We start from the raw sequence: 15,341 nt of genomic DNA on the forward strand, positions 1-15,341 counted from the left end.
TGTCGATGGATCACTTGACAAACGAGCACCCTTTTCGTCGCCGCGCTCGCATTAACCGCACCACTCACACCGTCTCACCAAAATCCGCCGCCAGCACCGCATCCTTCAGCGCCCGCGAATAGGCATGCTGCGGATCATCCAACACCGCCCGCGCCCGGCCGCGCTCGACGATCTCACCCTTGCGCATGATGATAATATTGTCGCTGACGTAATAAGCCGTCGCAAGATCGTGGGTGATGTAGATGATCGAAAGACCGAGTTCGTTTTTCAGCCGTCCGAACAGGTTGACGATCGCCATGCGCAGCGACGCGTCGACCATCGAGACCGGTTCGTCGGCCACCAGCAGGCGCGGCTCAGGGATCAGCGCGCGGGCGATGGCGACGCGTTGCAGCTGGCCGCCTGAGAGTTCGTGGGGGAAGCGGCCCTTCACCTCTTCCAGCGTCAGGCCGACATGATGGAGGGCGGTATCGGCCATCTTCTCCACCTCCCGGCGGTCCGGTCGCTTGCCGGAGGCGGAGAAATTGCGGGCGGTCTCGAAGAGATAGCGGTCGACGCGCTTCAGCGGGTTGAAGGCTTCGAAGGGGTTCTGCAGCACCGGCTGCACCTCCTTCATGAAGGCCTTGCGTTCGGCCCGGCTGTGGATCGCGACCGTCTTGCCGGCAAATTGCAGCTCGCCCTCCGTCGGTTCGGCCTGGCCGAGGATCATCGCCGCCACGGTCGATTTGCCCGAGCCGGATTCGCCGACGATCGAGAGGATCTCCGGCTCGTCGCCGATTTCGAAGCTGACATCCTTGACGGCGGTGATCAGCCGCCGGCCGAGCATGCCGCCCTGGCGGTAGATTTTCGTCACATGCGAGAGGCTAAGCAGAGTCAAACCTGATCCCCCGTAACCGCAAAACACGCCACCCGCCGCTCCGGCGCGACGGTGACCAAGGGCGGAACCTTCTGTGAGCAGATCTCCATGCGCTTCGGGCAGCGCGGGTGAAAGCGGCAGCCCTCCGGCGGCATGGCGAGATTCGGCGGCCGCCCCTCCAGCGAGGGCCGGGTGGTGGGGTCGCCGATTTTCGGCAGGCTGCCGACGAGATGCTGCGTATAGGGGTGGAGCGGCGTGCTGAAGAGCTTGGCCGTCGGCGCTTCCTCGACCAGCCGTCCGGCATAGACGATGCCGATGCGGTCGGAGACCGTCGCATGCACCCCCATATCATGGGTGACGAACAGGAAGGACGAGCCCATCTCGCGCTGGATGTCGCGGATCATCGACAAGACGTCGCGCTGCACGATGACGTCGAGCGCCGTCGTCGGCTCGTCGGCGATGATGAACTCCGGCGTCAGGATGGTGGCAAGCGCAATGGTCATGCGCTGGCGCATGCCGCCAGAGAGTTCGTGCGGATAGGCGTCGAGCAACTGCGGATCGAGTTTCAGCCGCTGCAGGTGGTTGGCAACCTTCTCGAAGAAGATTGATTTGCTCACCTTCATGTGGCGGAAGGCGAAATCGGTGAAGGAATGGCGGATCCGGCGAACCGGATTGAGCACATTCATCGATCCCTGCATGATGTAGGAGAGATGCTTCCAGCGCAGCGCCACGCGCTGCTCCGGCGTCATCGCATAGAGATCCTGGGTGCCGCCGCCGAAATGGAATTTGACGCTGCCGGAAACGACCCGGAGCGGCGGGCGGATGGCGCCGGCGATGGTCTTGATCAGCGTCGTCTTGCCGCTGCTCGATTCACCGGCGACGCCATAAACCTCACCGCGGCGGATCGCCAGGCTGATGTCGTCGACGGCGCGCACCTCGCGATCGACGCCATAGAGGAAGGCGCGGTAATAGGCTTTCAGGTTGTCGATTTCGACCAGATTCTCCATGCTAATTTCCCATCCGGTTCAGCCGGCTGCGCGGATCATTGTATTCGTTCATCGACATGGAGAGCAGGAACAGCGCCAGGAAGAGAATGACGATGACGGCGACGGGGGCGGCCACCCACCACCAGATGCCCGAAATCAGCGCCGAATGCGCATTGGCCCAGTAGATCATCATGCCCATGGTCGGCGTCTCGATATCGGTGAAACCGAGCACCGAAAGGGTGATCTCCATGCCGATCGACCAGATCATGTTGTTCATCGTCGTGGCAAAGACGATCGGCAGCACATAGGGCAGGTGCTCCTCGACCAGGATCTTGCGCATCGTCATGCCTGAATAGACGCTCTGGGTGGTGAAGGGCCGGCTCTTCAGGCCGAGCGCCACCGAGCGGATCAGCCGCGCATCGTAGGACCAGCCGAGCGAGGCCATGATGACGATCAGCGCCACCCAGGTCATGTTGTCCTTCAGCACGAAATAGAAAAGGATCAGCAGCGGAAATTGCGGGATGACCATGACGCTGTCGTTGATCGCCATCAGCACCCGGTCGACCGCGCCGCCGGCATAACCGGCGACCAGGCCGACAACCAGCGAGATGATACGCGAGAGAAAGGCGACGCCGATACCGAAATAGAGCGTATTGCGAAGGCCGATCGTCAGCTGCCAGAAAACGTCCTGGCCGCGCGATGTCGTGCCGAGCCAATATTCGCCGTCCGGAGGCATATCGGGCGGCAGGAGATAGATGTCGGTCGCGCCATAGGGCGAGAAATAGGACAGGATTACCAGCCCGACGATGACGGCAAAGAGCAGCAGGCCGCAGAGGAATTCCATGTTCTGGCGGGCGAGGTCGCGGATGATGGTAAACATGGCCTATTCCACCTTGATGCGCGGATCGATCAGCGGGCTCAGCACGTCGATGATGAAAACGGCGGCGGCAACGCCGACGATCGACAGCGCGCTGAGGCCGAGCACCAGGCTGTAGTCGCCGGCATGCACCGCTTCGATCAAGAGATTGCCGATGCCGGGATAGCCGAAGACGATTTCTGTGATGACAGTGCCGTTGAAAATCGCGCCGAGCGACATGGCAAGCCCGGTGAATTGCGGCACCATGGCGTTGCGGGCGATGTAGGAGCGCAGGATCTTGCCCTTCGGGACGCCGCCGAGTTCGGCAAAGACGACATAGTCGTCGGTGATGATGTTGGAAACCAGCGCCCGCATGCCGATCAGCCAGCTGCCGGCGCCGACCAGGATCAGCGACAAGGCCGGCAGGATCGAGTGTTTGAGGATGTCGACGACCAGGGCAAAGGAGAGGTCCAGATTGGCGTTCATCTCATAGCCGCCATTGATCGGCAGCACCGGCCAGATGAAGCCGAAGACGATGAGCAGCACGAAGGCGAGGATGTAATAGGGGATGGGCAGCATGGCGATGAAGACGAGGCTGACGGCCTTCAGCACCATGTCCTTGCGGTAATAGCCGGCGAGCGCGCCGATCGCATTGCCGAGCACGAAGGTGATCAGCGTCGAGACCGTCATCAGGCCGATCGTCCAGGGGAGCGAGCGCAGGATGATGGTGGAGACGGGGGTCGGAAAGGCCGAGAGCGAGGGGCCGAGATCGCCTGTGGCAAGCCGCAGCCAGAAATGCAGATATTGCTCCCAGATCGAGCCCTGCATGCCGTAGAGCTCGCGCAGCGACTGGCGCATCAGCTCGATCGCATTGGGATCGGACTGGCCCATCTGGGTGATGGCGCCTATGCTTTCTTCGACCGGGTCGATCGGGGTCAGGTGGGTGACGAAGAAGGTGATCGTCACGCCGAGAAAGACGACGAGCAGAAACTGACCAAACCGCTTCAGCACAAAGATCAGATAGGGCGTCATAAGGCAGTGGTTCCTCTCTGCTTCCCTTCTTGAAAGGATCGACGAGCATGGCAACCGAGGCACATGCCCGCCGATAAGGGGGCCGGCGCGATGGCTCGCGCGCCGGCGTTGGGAGGGTTATTTCGGCTGAGCCGGTTTCAGCTTGACCATCATCAGCCTGGAGTTCGCCCAGTTCGGCACCGGATCCGTATAGGGGTCCTTGATGGTGGGATAGCCGGTCCAATAGGTCGTATCCATCGAAGTGAAGACGTTATAGGACATCAGCGGGATCGTCGGCATTTCGCGGGCGACCAGCTTCAGATAATCCTTCCCGAGCTCCATGCCCTTCGGATCATCGGCGCTGATGCCGCGGATGCTCTCGATGATCTTGTCGAGCTCCGGATTGGACCAGCGCTGCCAGTTGCGCGGCGGCTGAACCTCGCCCTTCTTGGCCACGAACTGGGAGTGCCAGCTGTCGAGGAAGAAGGAGAGGTCGGGATCGCCGCCCCAGGTTTCGACGCTCCAGGCGATCGCCACCTGGAAATCGCCGGGCTGCAGCGCCGTCTGCCACAGTTTCGCGGCCGGCACGGCTTTGGCGTCGATGCCGAAGGCTGCCCATTGCTGCGCAATCAGCGTGCCGGCGCGGGTGAAGACCGAGCGTGTGTCGCCTTCGACCGTCATGCGGATCTTGAAGGGCTGTCCGTCAGGGGTCAGCCATTTGCCGCCTGACTTTTTGAAGCCGGCCTTCTCCAGCAGTTCGCCGGCCGCTTTCGGGTTCGGTTTCCACCAGCCGTAACCGAAGGCACCGCTGATCGCTTCCGGATCGGTCGGAATCTGGTCCTTGAACTTCGGCTGCTTGCGCAGGATATCGGCGATCTGTTGCCCGACCGTCGGGTCATAGGGCTTGATCTTGCTCTTGCCGGTATCGATTTCGAAATCCTTCAGCCAGTCCTGCATCGGCGCCTGATAGTCTTTCATCGTCGCCGCCGTCGGCGGCACGCCGAGTGCGGAAAGCGTCGCCGCGCCGCGGTAGCTCGCCATGTCGACCGCCTTGATGTCGATCAGGAGGGCCAGTGCCCAGCGCACATCGGCCTTGTCGAAGGGCGCTTCCTGGGTGTTGAAGATCACGGCCGGCAGCGTCGGATCCGGATGGGCGAAGGGGAAGCCCGGGAACCAGGTGTCGATCGTCTTCGACTTCTCCTTGAGGGTGAACATGCCCTCCGGCGTATTGTCGTGGATGATATCGAGATTGTGCTCGAGCTGGGCGATGGTGCGCTTATCCGGCGGGCCGGGATCGGTATAGGTCACGTATTTCGGGGCCGGCTCGCCGAAGCGGGCAAGCGAGGTGCGCTGCCAGTCGTCGCGCTTCTCCCAGGTATACCATTTGCCCTGCGGGTCGTAGGCCTTCAGCTTGTAGGCGCCGAGCGAAACGGGATTGGCGAAATCATAACGCAGCGGATCTTCGACCTTCTCGAACACATGCTTCGGCATGATCCAGGCGCCGTTCCAGCGCACGGTGAAGATCGCATGGAAGCGCGAATTCGGCTTCTTCAGCTTGAACACCACGGTCTGCGGATCGGTCGCCTCGACGCTTGCCACCTGCACCGAGAAGGCCGCACTCCAGACCATGCCGGGATGGTCCATCTGCGTCTTGACGGTATAGACGACGTCGTCGGCGGTGAATTCCACGCCGTCGCTCCAGTAGAGCCCCTTGCGCAGTTTCACGGTCATTTCGGTGAAGTCGGCATTATATTGCGGCTTGTCGGCGGCGAGCGAATTGTCCCAGGCCGCGCCGCCAAGCCCCTGTTCGGGGTCGATATACCAGAGCGTATCCATGGTCAGCTGCTGCAGGCCGGTGGAAACCCCGCCGCCGCCATTGACCCAGATGTTGAACCAGCCGGGATTCTTGATCGTCCCTTCCGGATTTTCAACGATGAGCGTCTCCTTGCGCGGCAAGGAGGTGTAGTCTTCGGCGATGGCCAGACCGGTCAGACCGAGCGTGGCCAGCACGAAGCCGAATGCAAACCTCTTCCACTTTTGCATGAACTCCTCCCTTGTAAGCGACGATGCGGCGGCCTTCGAGGCACGCAGGGGCATGTCGCGGTTGTCGGTTCGCAGAAGCGGGCTTGTGAGCCTGACGCTTCGGCGAACCATCCTCCGGCCGCCTGCCTCCTCGCAGGGGGCCGATTTCTCAGCCGGGCCGATCGGCACCGGCGGCGGCTGTCACACCGACAGCCGGATGACGTTGTAGGACAGCGGCTTCAGCGCCGCCCGCACCCGTCCGTCTTCTATCTTTGCGCTCTCGACCTGCGTGGGCACGACCGTCTCCGGCCGCCGCGCCGTGTTGACGGCTTCGAGATCGCCATGGGTCATCTCCACCTGCTCGATCAGCCGGGCGCCGCCGAAACCTTCCAGCCGCACGTCGAGATCGAGCGCGCTATCGGGATGGCGGTTGACGGCAAAGAAGGTCAGCGACCGGCCATCCTCGGAATGCACCGCCGAGACGTCGAGATAGGGAACCTCGTTCTCCTCGTCGCTGTCGTAGGTCGGGCCGTCGACGACGAGCTGCAGCGCCGTGCCGCGGCCATAGCGCGAGGCGTAGTAGAACGGATAATAGATCGTCTGGCGCCAGGCCGCACCGCCATCCTCGGTCATGATCGGGGCGATCACGTTGACGAGCTGGGCGATGCAGGCGATGCGCACCCGGTCGGAGCGGCGGATGAAGGTGTTGAGGATGCCGCCGACCTGCAGCACGTCCTCAAAATTATAGACGTCCTCCAGCAGATGCGGCGCATTCGGCCATTCGTCGCGCGCCAGGATCTCCTTGTCCTGCTGGTTGGAATGATACCAGACGTTCCATTCGTCGAAGGAAATGCCGATCGTCTTCTTCGAGCGCTTCTTCGCCTTGATATAGTCGATGACGCCGCCGATCGTGGTGATGTAGCGGTCGAGCTTGGTCGCCCGGGCAAGATAGTTCAGCGTGTTCTTCTCGCGGTTGGCGAAATACATGTGCAGCGAGATGTAGTCGGCGCTGTCATAGCACTGGTCGAGAACCTCGGCCTCCCATTGCGGATAGGTCTTCATGTCGGAATTCGACGAGCCGCAGACGACGAGCTCGAGCGACTTGTCGAAGCCGCGCATGGCTTTCGCCGTCTCGTCCGCCAGCCGGCCATATTCATAGGCCGATTTGTGGCCGACCTGCCAGGGGCCGTCCATCTCGTTGCCGAGGCACCAGAGTTTGACATCATGCGGATTGGACCAGCCGTGCTTGCGGCGCAGGTCCGACCAGTAGGTGCCGCCGGGATGATTGCAATATTCTAGGAAATTGCGGGCGGCGTCGAGGCCGCGGGAGCCGAGGTTGACGGCGAGCATCGGCTTGGTATTGGCCTTCTTGCACCAGTCGACGAATTCGTTGACGCCGACCTGGTTGGCTTCGCGGGTGCGCCAGGCAAGGTCGAGGCGCACCGGCCGCTCCGAGCGCGGGCCGACGCCGTCTTCCCAATTATAGGCCGAGACGAAATTGCCGCCGGGATAACGGCAGTAGGGCGTGTCGAGCTCACGCACCAGATCGAGCACGTCGCGGCGGAAGCCGTCTTCGTCCGCGGTCGGATGTCCGGGCTCGTAGATGCCGCCGTAGATCGCTCTGCCGAGATGCTCGAGAAACGAGCTGTAGAGCCTGGCGTCAATGGTCGCGATGCGAAAATCGCGGTGGGCAACGACATTGGTCTTCAACGGATCCTCCCCGTTTATGTATCAGGATTTTTGTTTTCGTGCCTCTAACTTGATATCAGGAATGTGGTGATGTCAACCGAGAGGCTGATTTAATCATACTAATGCTTATCCGGATGAAAGATGTTAAGATACAATAACTTGCCTAAATTTAGCGGCTACTGAAATAGGAAATAAATGCAATTTTTAAATCAGGATATCCGATATTATAAATTCACACATGCAGCCGCATGATGATATCGCGGCCGTGATTGCCGAAGCCGCGGCCGAAGATATTGACGCCGCCGGTATGGCCGGCGTTCTCGGCGATGCCGACGCGCAGCCGGATCGAGGAATGCTGGCCAAGCGCCAGATCGCTGAGCGTGATATTGGATGCGGCGATACCGTCGATAAAGGTGCCGCGCGTCGAGATCCGCCAGGTTTTCATCGTCCCGTATTGCGATCCCTCGAGCTTCCACCAGGCCGGCGTGAAGGCGCCGCGCTTGTCGCCGTAATCGCCGGGCGAGGTCCAGGTGCCGATCGCCATGCCGTTGACCCAGAGCGTGATGTCGGACGGCCAGTCCGGATTGGTGCCCGGCACCTCGGACGACAGCTCCAGCGAAAATTCGATCGCCCGGATTTCCTTGTTCAACACCTTGGCATTGTTTGGAAATTTATATTCGACATAACCCCTGCCGAACCAGACGAGCCCGGCCTGCATGCGCTGCGGATCGAGGAAATAGTCGGGCACATCGAGCGGGCCGATGACGCTTTCGGTCGAGCAGAGGCCGCAGGGCGCATGCACGTCGCAGCTCGTATAGAGCCCGACCGGCATCTCGACCTCGATGATATTGTTGGCCCGCTGCGCCGCACTTTCCTCGAAGCTGATCAGGATCTCGCTATAGACCGCCGAGCAGATCTTCTGGTTGCCCTTGCGCGCCTTGGCGAGCCTGGAATCGACCAGCCCGGCATCCTCGAGGATCTGGATGCCGGTGGCGACGGTGGATTGCGGCAGGGAAAGCGTCTGGGCGATATCGTTGATGTTGAGCGGTCCCTTGGCGCAGAGCAGCTTCAAGATCTCGATCCGCGCCGGCGCCGAAAGCGCCCGAATGGCCTCACTATTCTCGCCGGCGGCGATCGTTAAAAACGAACGTTCCATCATGTCCCCATAATTTCCGAAGTAATGATGTATATCGGAAATTATGATGCATCAAGGGATAGTTGGGCCGACCAGGACTGGATTATACGAGTTGCATTCGATGCTGGCTCAGCGATACTTCCACGGATTGATGATCTGCAAGCCAATTCCCTCGAAATCGGACACATTGCGGGTAGCGAGTGAAGCGCCGCGCGAGATGGTGATCGCCGCGACCTGTGCGTCAAACTGGCTGATCGGCCTGCCGGCCTTGCGACGGTCGGTGGCAATGATGGCGTAGACATCTGCCGCGTCACGATCGAATGGCAGGACACGGCTACTGAAATCCTCATTGAATATCGGCAGGACCGCCGCCTCGAGATCACTTCGGCGCCGACCGGGAGGGAGGAGGCGCAAGCTATATAGAATTTCCGCTTCGGTGACCGCTGTCGTAAATACCGATGAGGGATGTTGTGCGCCCAGCCAGTCGATGACAGCCGCAGTCGGCGCCGGCGTGAGCAGTTCGGAAACGACGTTGGTATCGAGAATGATCACGCGTCGAAGTCCGGCGCGTCGCGGATCGGCTCTCGGGGTGGAATTTCGAGTTCAACTCCCCCGACCGGCTGCAGGCGGGCGCGAATGATCTCGGCCAGGTTGCGCGCTGCCGGCTCGGGGTCGCAAGTGCCGTACGCAGAATATCGCGTGCTTCATCTTCCATGGAACGGCCATGCGTCGCGGCGCGAACGCGCAGCCGCTGCTTCAATCCCTTATCCAGATTGCGGATCGTCATGCTGGCCATTTTGCCTCCATTCATCAATGATAGCATATAAATCATTGATGCATGTTCTCAAGCAACGGTCACGAAACGCGTTTCAATTCTCAGTCTATCAGTCCACGACTCGCAGCCAGTTGGGCTATCGTGTCTTCGAGACAATAGAGCCGCTCCAAGGGCAGTCTGGTTTGTGCTGTAGCAAACTCGCCCTGGAGAATCGCCAGAATGCGGGCCTGTCCGGCATCCTTCACACGGAATGCGCTTTGATTGTTGGCTTCAATTTGGTTTTACCAAGGAGAGTCTGGATCTTCTTAAACAATTGCTGCGCAAGGATACTCATTTTAAACATGAGGATGTCGTATCCGCTTTGGCTGAATTGAAAGCGCCGGAAGCTATAGAAGCGTTGTCTCAAGCTTGCTTGTGGGTTCCAGCTTATCTGGAATTTGACGAAGCTCGAGCTCTCGCGGTCAAAGTCATTTGGGCGCTAGGCGCGCGCGATCCCTGGCCAGCAGGCGCAGGCTGCCTTGATTGCGCTCGGTGAAAATCAAAACGCAAGCAGAGGCGGGCACGAAACTAAGTGTCGGCAATTAGCTGCGCCTATCGACCGGGGTGTATAGTGAAACGCCCGCCTTTCCGGCTGCTCCCTGCAGACGCTTGTCTCTGGTCCAGAGGGCTGCTCGCCGATCAAGGAGGACCGAGGCCAGCACATGGGCATCCGTATAGCCAATGCCCATGCTGAAAATGTTGTGGCGATCAATCATCACCATGACTTCGTCGTGTGTGGCGACGGCGACTTCGCGTTGGGCCGCGAGGAAAGCGATAACGCTGCCGCGATTGCGAAGGCTGCCAAGAGCCAACTCGCCAATCACAGCCGGATGGCACAGGAGACGATCATCCTCGATAATCTTGCGCAGCTCTGGATCGGCATGGCGGAAATGATCAATCCAAATCGAAGTGTCCGCCAGAATCACTTGGCCACGGCGCTCCGGCGTCGTGGGGCTGCCTCTGCCTCCGGCATGGTTCCCCCGAGCGCGATGAGGCGTTTTCCGGATTCCACCCGGACAAGTGTCTCCAACGCTTGGCGGACGAGAGCGGCAGTTTCTTTTGTGCCGGTCAGGGCCTTGGCTTTTTGCATGAGAGCGTCGTCGAGGTTAATAGTCGATCGCATCGTCCAGTTCCTTATTCTGACGCTTAAATAGCACCATTTGGTGCTGAAATCCATGCTTGGCTCGACCCCGATACGTCGGAAATTGTTAGAACCTTCAGCCTATTCAGCGATTGCGTCAGTGCCCGTTCGCCTCGGGCTGCAGATCGGCATCCGTCAGCGTCCCGAGGAAGGCGACGATGTCGTCGATCTCGGGATCGGTCAGTGCGGGCGCATCACCGGGTTTCCGGCCGAAGGGCGGACAGCGGGATCTTCGCCTGATCGGCGCCGCGATCGACCCGGCCGTCCCAGGTCAGGCCGCCGGTCGGGCCGTTGTCGACGCTTTCGTCACCCTCGTCCTCGGAATCGTAATAATGCTCGGTGAAGGCGGGCACGGCCTGCAGGTAGCGCAGCGTCGGAACGGCGCGCAGGCCCGGCCGGTCCATATGCTCGCCGCCCAATTCGACCGGCGCGGCCGATGCCGGGCCGAAAGCATGCGCCGGGTCATGGCAGGAGGCGCAGGCCTGCAGCCCGGAGGCCGACAGCGATGGATCCGAGAAAAGTTTGCGGCCGAGTGCGGTCAGCGTCTCGGCCCGGGCGAAGGCCTCGGCGCCGCCAAGGACGGCGATCCAGCCTATGCCGATCCCAATGCGGCAACGACCCTGCCGCCGCAACATGAAACCACCATCGGCGATCTCCTGTCGCTGAAGGGCGTCAGCTGGGCCTGGTAAAGCGGCGCCTGGCAGGCGGCCCTTGACGGCAAGAACGTCACGCCGGTGCCGAACTTTCAGTTCCACCACCAGCCCTTCAACTATTTCGCCAATTTCGCCCCCGGGCACCCCGGCGCGTGCCGAACATCTGAAGGATGGCGGCCTGGCCGGCGAGGCCTTCCTGAAAGATATCGACGACGGCAAGCTGCCGGCCGTCTCCTTCTACAAGCCGCAGGGCAACCTCAACGAACATGGCGGCCATGCCGATGTTTCGAGCGGCGACCAGCATCTTGCCGATATCGTCTCGCATCTCGAGAAGAGCCCGCAATGGGGCCATATGCTGGTCATCGTCACCTATGACGAGAATGGCGGTTTCTGGGATCACGTCGCGCCGCCGAAAGCCGACCGCTGGGGGCCCGGGCAACCGCATGGCCTTCGTCATCTCGCCCTTCGCCAGGGCTGGCATGGTCGATCACACCCAGCACGATACGACTTCGATCATCCGTCTGATCACCGCGCGCTACGATCTGCCGCCCGCGACACGGCGCTGCGCGCCAACGGCCAGCCGCCGCTGGGCGACCTCACAGCCGCGCTCGAGCTGACGCATTGACCGATTGCACGTGGCCCCGGTTTTAACTGGGGCCGCGCCGCCTTCAGGCTCTTCTTCACCGGCGCAGCAGCGGCCGCAAGGCGGCCTGCGTTTCCTTCAGCAGTTCGAGATAGCGCGCTTTCATCTCGGCGGCCGGGACGAGGGCGGCCGGCGCGCCGATATTGATCGCCGCGATCGTTTCGCCGCGGTCGTTTTCGATTGGGACGGCGATCGAGCAGAGGCCGATTTCCAGCTCCTGGTCGATGATGGCGTAGCCCTCGGCGCGCACCCGGCGGAATTCTTCGATCAGTTCTTCCGGGTCGGTCCTGGTCTTTGGCGTGTTTTGTTTGAGCTCGCTGCGGGCGAGGATGGCGCGCGCCTCGTTTTCGGAAAGGGCTGCCAGCAGCACCCGGCCCATCGAGGCGCAATAGGCGGGCAGGCGGCTGCCGGGGGTGAGATTGATCGACATGACCCGGCGCTGCGCGGCCCGGGCGATATAGACGATCTCGGTGCCGTCGAGCACCGAGGCCGAGGCGCTCTGGCCGGCCTGTTCCGAGAGATGATCGAGATGCGGCTGCAACAGCGCCGGCAGCGGTGTCGCCGCCAGATAGGCATGGCCGAGCCGCAATATCTTCGGCGTCAGCGTGAAGAACTTGCCATCGTAATCGGCATAACCGAGCTCGGCGAGCGTCAGCAGCGAGCGGCGCACGGTGGCGCGGTCGAGCCCGGTCAGCTTAGCGGCTTCGGCGATCGACAGCCGCGGGCGCGTCTCGCCGAAGGCTTCGATGACTTTCAGGCCGCGGGCAAAGCCGCTGACGAAATCGGTTTCGCGCATGAATTCGCTTCTCCACTCTATTTCTTATTGTGTGCGATATACGAACAAAAGTCAAATAACGCACAAAATATCTTGCCGCTGCTCCTGCTGCCTTCTATTCTAATGACAAGGAAGGGCTGAGGAGAGTTCCCCATGGACAAGACAATCGCGAGCACGGCGCAGGCCGTCTCCGAAATCGACGACGGCGCCACCGTCATGATCGGCGGTTTCGGCGGCTCCGGCGCACCGATCGAGCTGATCCATGCCCTGATCGACAAGGGCCCGAAAAACTTGACTGTGATCAACAACAATGCCGGCAACGGCCGCATCGGCATCGCCGCAATGATCGATGCCGGCCTGGTCCGGAAAATGATCTGCTCCTTCCCGCGCTCCTCGGATCCGCGCGCCTTCACCGACAAATATCTGGCCGGCGAGATTGAGCTCGAACTGGTGCCCCAGGGAACGCTGGCCGAGCGCATCCGCGCCGGCGGCGCCGGCATTCCGGCCTTCTACACCCCGACCGGCTACGGCACCGAACTGGCCGAGGGCAAGGTCATCGCCGAATTCGACGGCCGCCACTATGTGCAGGAGCGCTGGCTGAAGGCCGATTTTGCGATCGTCAAGGCTCAGGTCGGCGACGTCCACGGCAACCTCACCTACAACAAGGCCGGCCGCAATTTTAATCCGCTGATGTGCATGGCGGCGGCCAGGACGATTGCCCAGGTCTCCTCGATCGTGCCGGCCGGCGGCATCGATCCCGAGCATGTGGTGACCCCCGGAATCTTCGTCGACCGTCTCGTCGCCGTCCCCCATCCGCAGCAGGAAGAAGAGCTCATCCGAGCCGGAGTGGCCTACGCATGACCGTCGATATCAGGGACGACATCAAACTTTCCAATGCGCAGATCGCCTGGCGCGCCGCCCAGGACATTGCCGACGGCGCCTATGTCAACCTCGGCATCGGCTTTCCCGAAATGGTCGCCCGCTACCAGCCGCCCGGCCGCCAGGCGATCTTCCACACCGAAAACGGCATCCTCAATTTTGGCGAGCCGCCAGCCGAAGGCGAAGAGGACTGGGATCTGATCAATGCCGGCAAGAAGGCGGTGACGCTGAAGCCGGGAGCCGCCTTCTTCCACCATGCCGACAGCTTCGCCATGGTGCGCGGCGGTCATCTCGATGTCGCGATCCTCGGCGCCTACCAGGTGGCGGAGAACGGCGATCTCGCCAACTGGCGGGTCGGCAGCAAGGGCGTGCCGGCGGTCGGCGGCGCCATGGACCTGGTGCATGGCGCCAAGCAGGTCTGCGTCATCACCGAGCACGTCACCAAGACAGGCGAGCCGAAGCTGGTGGAGAAATGCAGCTTTCCGCTGACGGGTGTGGCCTGCATCACCCGCGTCTATACCAGCCATGCCGTCATCGACATCGTCGACGGCCGTTTCGTCCTGCGCGAGAAGCTTGCCGCCATGTCGCTGGAGGAATTGCAGGCGATGACCGGCGCGGCCCTCCATCTCGAGGGGCCGGTGGCCGATCTCGTCGTCCCGAAACTCTAAAGGAAACGCCATGACCGAAGCCTTCATCTGCGACTATATCAGGACGCCGATCGGCCGCTTCGCCGGCGCGCTTTCTGGGGTGCGGGCCGACGATCTCGGCGCCATCCCGCTGAAAGCGCTGATGGCGCGCAACGGCAGCGTCGACTGGGAAGCCGTCGACGACGTGATCTTCGGCTGCGCCAACCAGGCGGGCGAGGACAACCGCAATGTCGCGCGCATGTCGGCGCTGCTCGCCGGCCTGCCGGTCGCGGTGCCGGGCACGACGATCAACCGGCTTTGCGGCTCCGGCATGGATGCGGTGATCACTGCGGCGCGCGCCATCCGCGCTGGCGAGGCGGAGCTGATGATCGCGGGCGGCGTCGAAAGCATGTCGCGCGCGCCCTTCGTTATGCCGAAGGCCGAGACGGCCTTTTCCCGGGCCGCCGAAATCCACGACACCACGATCGGCTGGCGTTTCGTCAACCCGATGATGAAGAAGCAGTACGGCGTCGATTCCATGCCAGAGACCGGTGAGAATGTCGCCGAGGACTACCATGTCAGCCGTGAGGACCAGGATGCCTTCGCGCTACGCAGCCAGACGAAGGCGGCGGCAGCACAGGCGAGCGGACGGCTGGCGAAGGAGATCATCCCGGTCACCATCCCGCAGCGCAAGGGCGAGCCCGTCATCGTCGACAAGGACGAGCATCCGCGCGCGACGACGATCGAGGCTCTGGCGAAACTTGGCACGCCATTCAAGAAGGAAGGCGGCACGGTGACGGCGGGCAATGCCTCCGGTGTCAATGACGGAGCGGCGGCGCTGATCGTCGCCTCGGGAGCGGCGGCGCGAAAATACGGCCTGACGCCGATTGCCCGCGTCCTCGGCGGCGCATCTGCCGCCGTTCCGCCACGGGTGATGGGCGTAGGGCCGATCCCGGCCTCGCGCAAGCTGATGGCGCGGCTCGGCCTGATCCAGGAGCAGTTCGACGTCATCGAACTCAACGAGGCCTTTGCTAGCCAGGGGTTGGCGGTGCTACGCGAACTCGGCATTGTCGATGACGATCAACGGGTGAACCGCAATGGCGGCGCGATCGCGCTCGGCCATCCGCTCGGCATGTCGGGCGCCCGGATCACCGGCACGGCGGCGCTGGAGCTTGCCGAAACCGGCGGACGGTATTCACTGTCGACCATGTGCATCGGTGTCGGGCAGGGGATTGCGATCGCGCTCGAGAGGGTTTGA

Annotated in this window: 14 protein-coding genes and 3 pseudogenes; 4 read left to right on the forward strand and 13 right to left on the reverse strand. The window is 62.0% G+C overall.

The features are described from left to right. Positions 1-64: 64 nt before the first annotated feature. The 12 genes and pseudogenes from NL154_RS26435 to NL154_RS26490 form a co-directional block, all read right to left on the reverse strand. The gene (locus NL154_RS26435) at positions 65-823 is read right to left on the reverse strand and encodes an ABC transporter ATP-binding protein (RefSeq protein WP_434734530.1); all 759 of its coding nucleotides are present in this window, start codon (positions 821-823) and stop codon (positions 65-67) included. A 47-nt stretch (positions 824-870) separates the two neighbouring features. Next, on the reverse strand, positions 871-1,860 hold the full coding sequence (locus NL154_RS26440) for an ABC transporter ATP-binding protein (protein ID WP_434734523.1): 990 nt from the start codon (positions 1,858-1,860) through the stop codon (positions 871-873). A gap of 1 nt (position 1,861) precedes the next feature. Then, positions 1,862-2,719 carry an ABC transporter permease gene (locus tag NL154_RS26445; protein WP_207245678.1) on the reverse strand — a complete coding sequence of 286 codons (858 nt, stop codon included), beginning with the start codon at positions 2,717-2,719 and terminating at the stop codon, positions 1,862-1,864. Positions 2,720-2,722: 3 nt separating this feature from the next. After that, complete coding sequence (locus NL154_RS26450) at positions 2,723-3,727, reverse strand: ABC transporter permease (protein WP_221097308.1); 1,005 nt, start codon at positions 3,725-3,727, stop codon at positions 2,723-2,725. Between the two features lie 117 nt (positions 3,728-3,844). Beyond that, positions 3,845-5,749, reverse strand: coding sequence for an ABC transporter substrate-binding protein (locus NL154_RS26455; RefSeq protein ID WP_434734524.1), 1,905 nt, complete (start codon positions 5,747-5,749; stop codon positions 3,845-3,847). A gap of 180 nt (positions 5,750-5,929) precedes the next feature. Further along, positions 5,930-7,438 (reverse strand): alpha-N-arabinofuranosidase, encoded by a 1,509-nt coding sequence (locus tag NL154_RS26460; RefSeq protein ID WP_434734525.1) that lies wholly within the window; start codon positions 7,436-7,438, stop codon positions 5,930-5,932. A gap of 211 nt (positions 7,439-7,649) precedes the next feature. Continuing rightward, positions 7,650-8,576: an ArsR/SmtB family transcription factor gene (locus tag NL154_RS26465; protein ID WP_210632230.1), complete on the reverse strand. Its 927-nt coding sequence runs from the start codon at positions 8,574-8,576 to the stop codon at positions 7,650-7,652. Between the two features lie 105 nt (positions 8,577-8,681). Then, positions 8,682-9,104 carry a type II toxin-antitoxin system VapC family toxin gene (locus NL154_RS26470; RefSeq protein WP_434734526.1) on the reverse strand — a complete coding sequence of 141 codons (423 nt, stop codon included), beginning with the start codon at positions 9,102-9,104 and terminating at the stop codon, positions 8,682-8,684. Continuing rightward, positions 9,101-9,348 (reverse strand): annotated as a pseudogene (locus tag NL154_RS26475) (FitA-like ribbon-helix-helix domain-containing protein). The gene NL154_RS26470 and the pseudogene NL154_RS26475 overlap by 4 nt, the downstream one beginning before the upstream one ends. A 560-nt stretch (positions 9,349-9,908) precedes the next feature. Next, entirely contained in the window at positions 9,909-10,292 is a 384-nt protein-coding gene (locus NL154_RS26480) for a type II toxin-antitoxin system VapC family toxin (protein ID WP_221123299.1), read from the reverse strand. Beyond that, positions 10,289-10,489 (reverse strand): type II toxin-antitoxin system VapB family antitoxin, encoded by a 201-nt coding sequence (locus NL154_RS26485; protein ID WP_210632655.1) that lies wholly within the window; start codon positions 10,487-10,489, stop codon positions 10,289-10,291. The genes NL154_RS26480 and NL154_RS26485 overlap by 4 nt, the downstream gene beginning before the upstream one ends. A 239-nt stretch (positions 10,490-10,728) precedes the next feature. Beyond that, a pseudogene (locus NL154_RS26490) lies at positions 10,729-11,073 on the reverse strand (cytochrome c peroxidase); the annotation flags it as partial. Positions 11,074-11,079: 6 nt separating this feature from the next. Between NL154_RS26490 and acpA the strand changes: the two are divergent. Further along, a pseudogene (gene acpA, locus NL154_RS26495) lies at positions 11,080-11,785 on the forward strand (acid phosphatase); the annotation flags it as partial. A gap of 55 nt (positions 11,786-11,840) precedes the next feature. Here acpA and NL154_RS26500 read toward each other — a convergent pair. Next, a complete protein-coding gene (locus tag NL154_RS26500) occupies positions 11,841-12,599 on the reverse strand; it encodes an IclR family transcriptional regulator (RefSeq protein ID WP_210632234.1) in 759 nt (252 codons plus the stop codon). Between the two features lie 132 nt (positions 12,600-12,731). On the opposite strand from NL154_RS26500, the gene NL154_RS26505 reads away from it, so the two are divergent. Genes NL154_RS26505 through pcaF form a run of 3 tightly spaced genes read left to right on the forward strand, consistent with a single transcriptional unit; the run spans position 12,732 to position 15,341 of the window. Then, entirely contained in the window at positions 12,732-13,439 is a 708-nt protein-coding gene (locus NL154_RS26505) for a 3-oxoacid CoA-transferase subunit A (RefSeq protein ID WP_434734527.1), read from the forward strand. After that, a complete protein-coding gene (locus NL154_RS26510; RefSeq protein WP_430961522.1) occupies positions 13,436-14,125 on the forward strand; it encodes a CoA transferase subunit B in 690 nt (229 codons plus the stop codon). The genes NL154_RS26505 and NL154_RS26510 overlap by 4 nt, the downstream gene beginning before the upstream one ends. A gap of 10 nt (positions 14,126-14,135) precedes the next feature. Further along, positions 14,136-15,341 carry a 3-oxoadipyl-CoA thiolase gene (gene pcaF / locus NL154_RS26515; protein ID WP_210632237.1) on the forward strand — a complete coding sequence of 402 codons (1,206 nt, stop codon included), beginning with the start codon at positions 14,136-14,138 and terminating at the stop codon, positions 15,339-15,341.

This window comes from Rhizobium sp. YTUHZ044 (genome assembly GCF_051123975.1).
Lineage (GTDB): Bacteria > Pseudomonadota > Alphaproteobacteria > Rhizobiales > Rhizobiaceae > Rhizobium.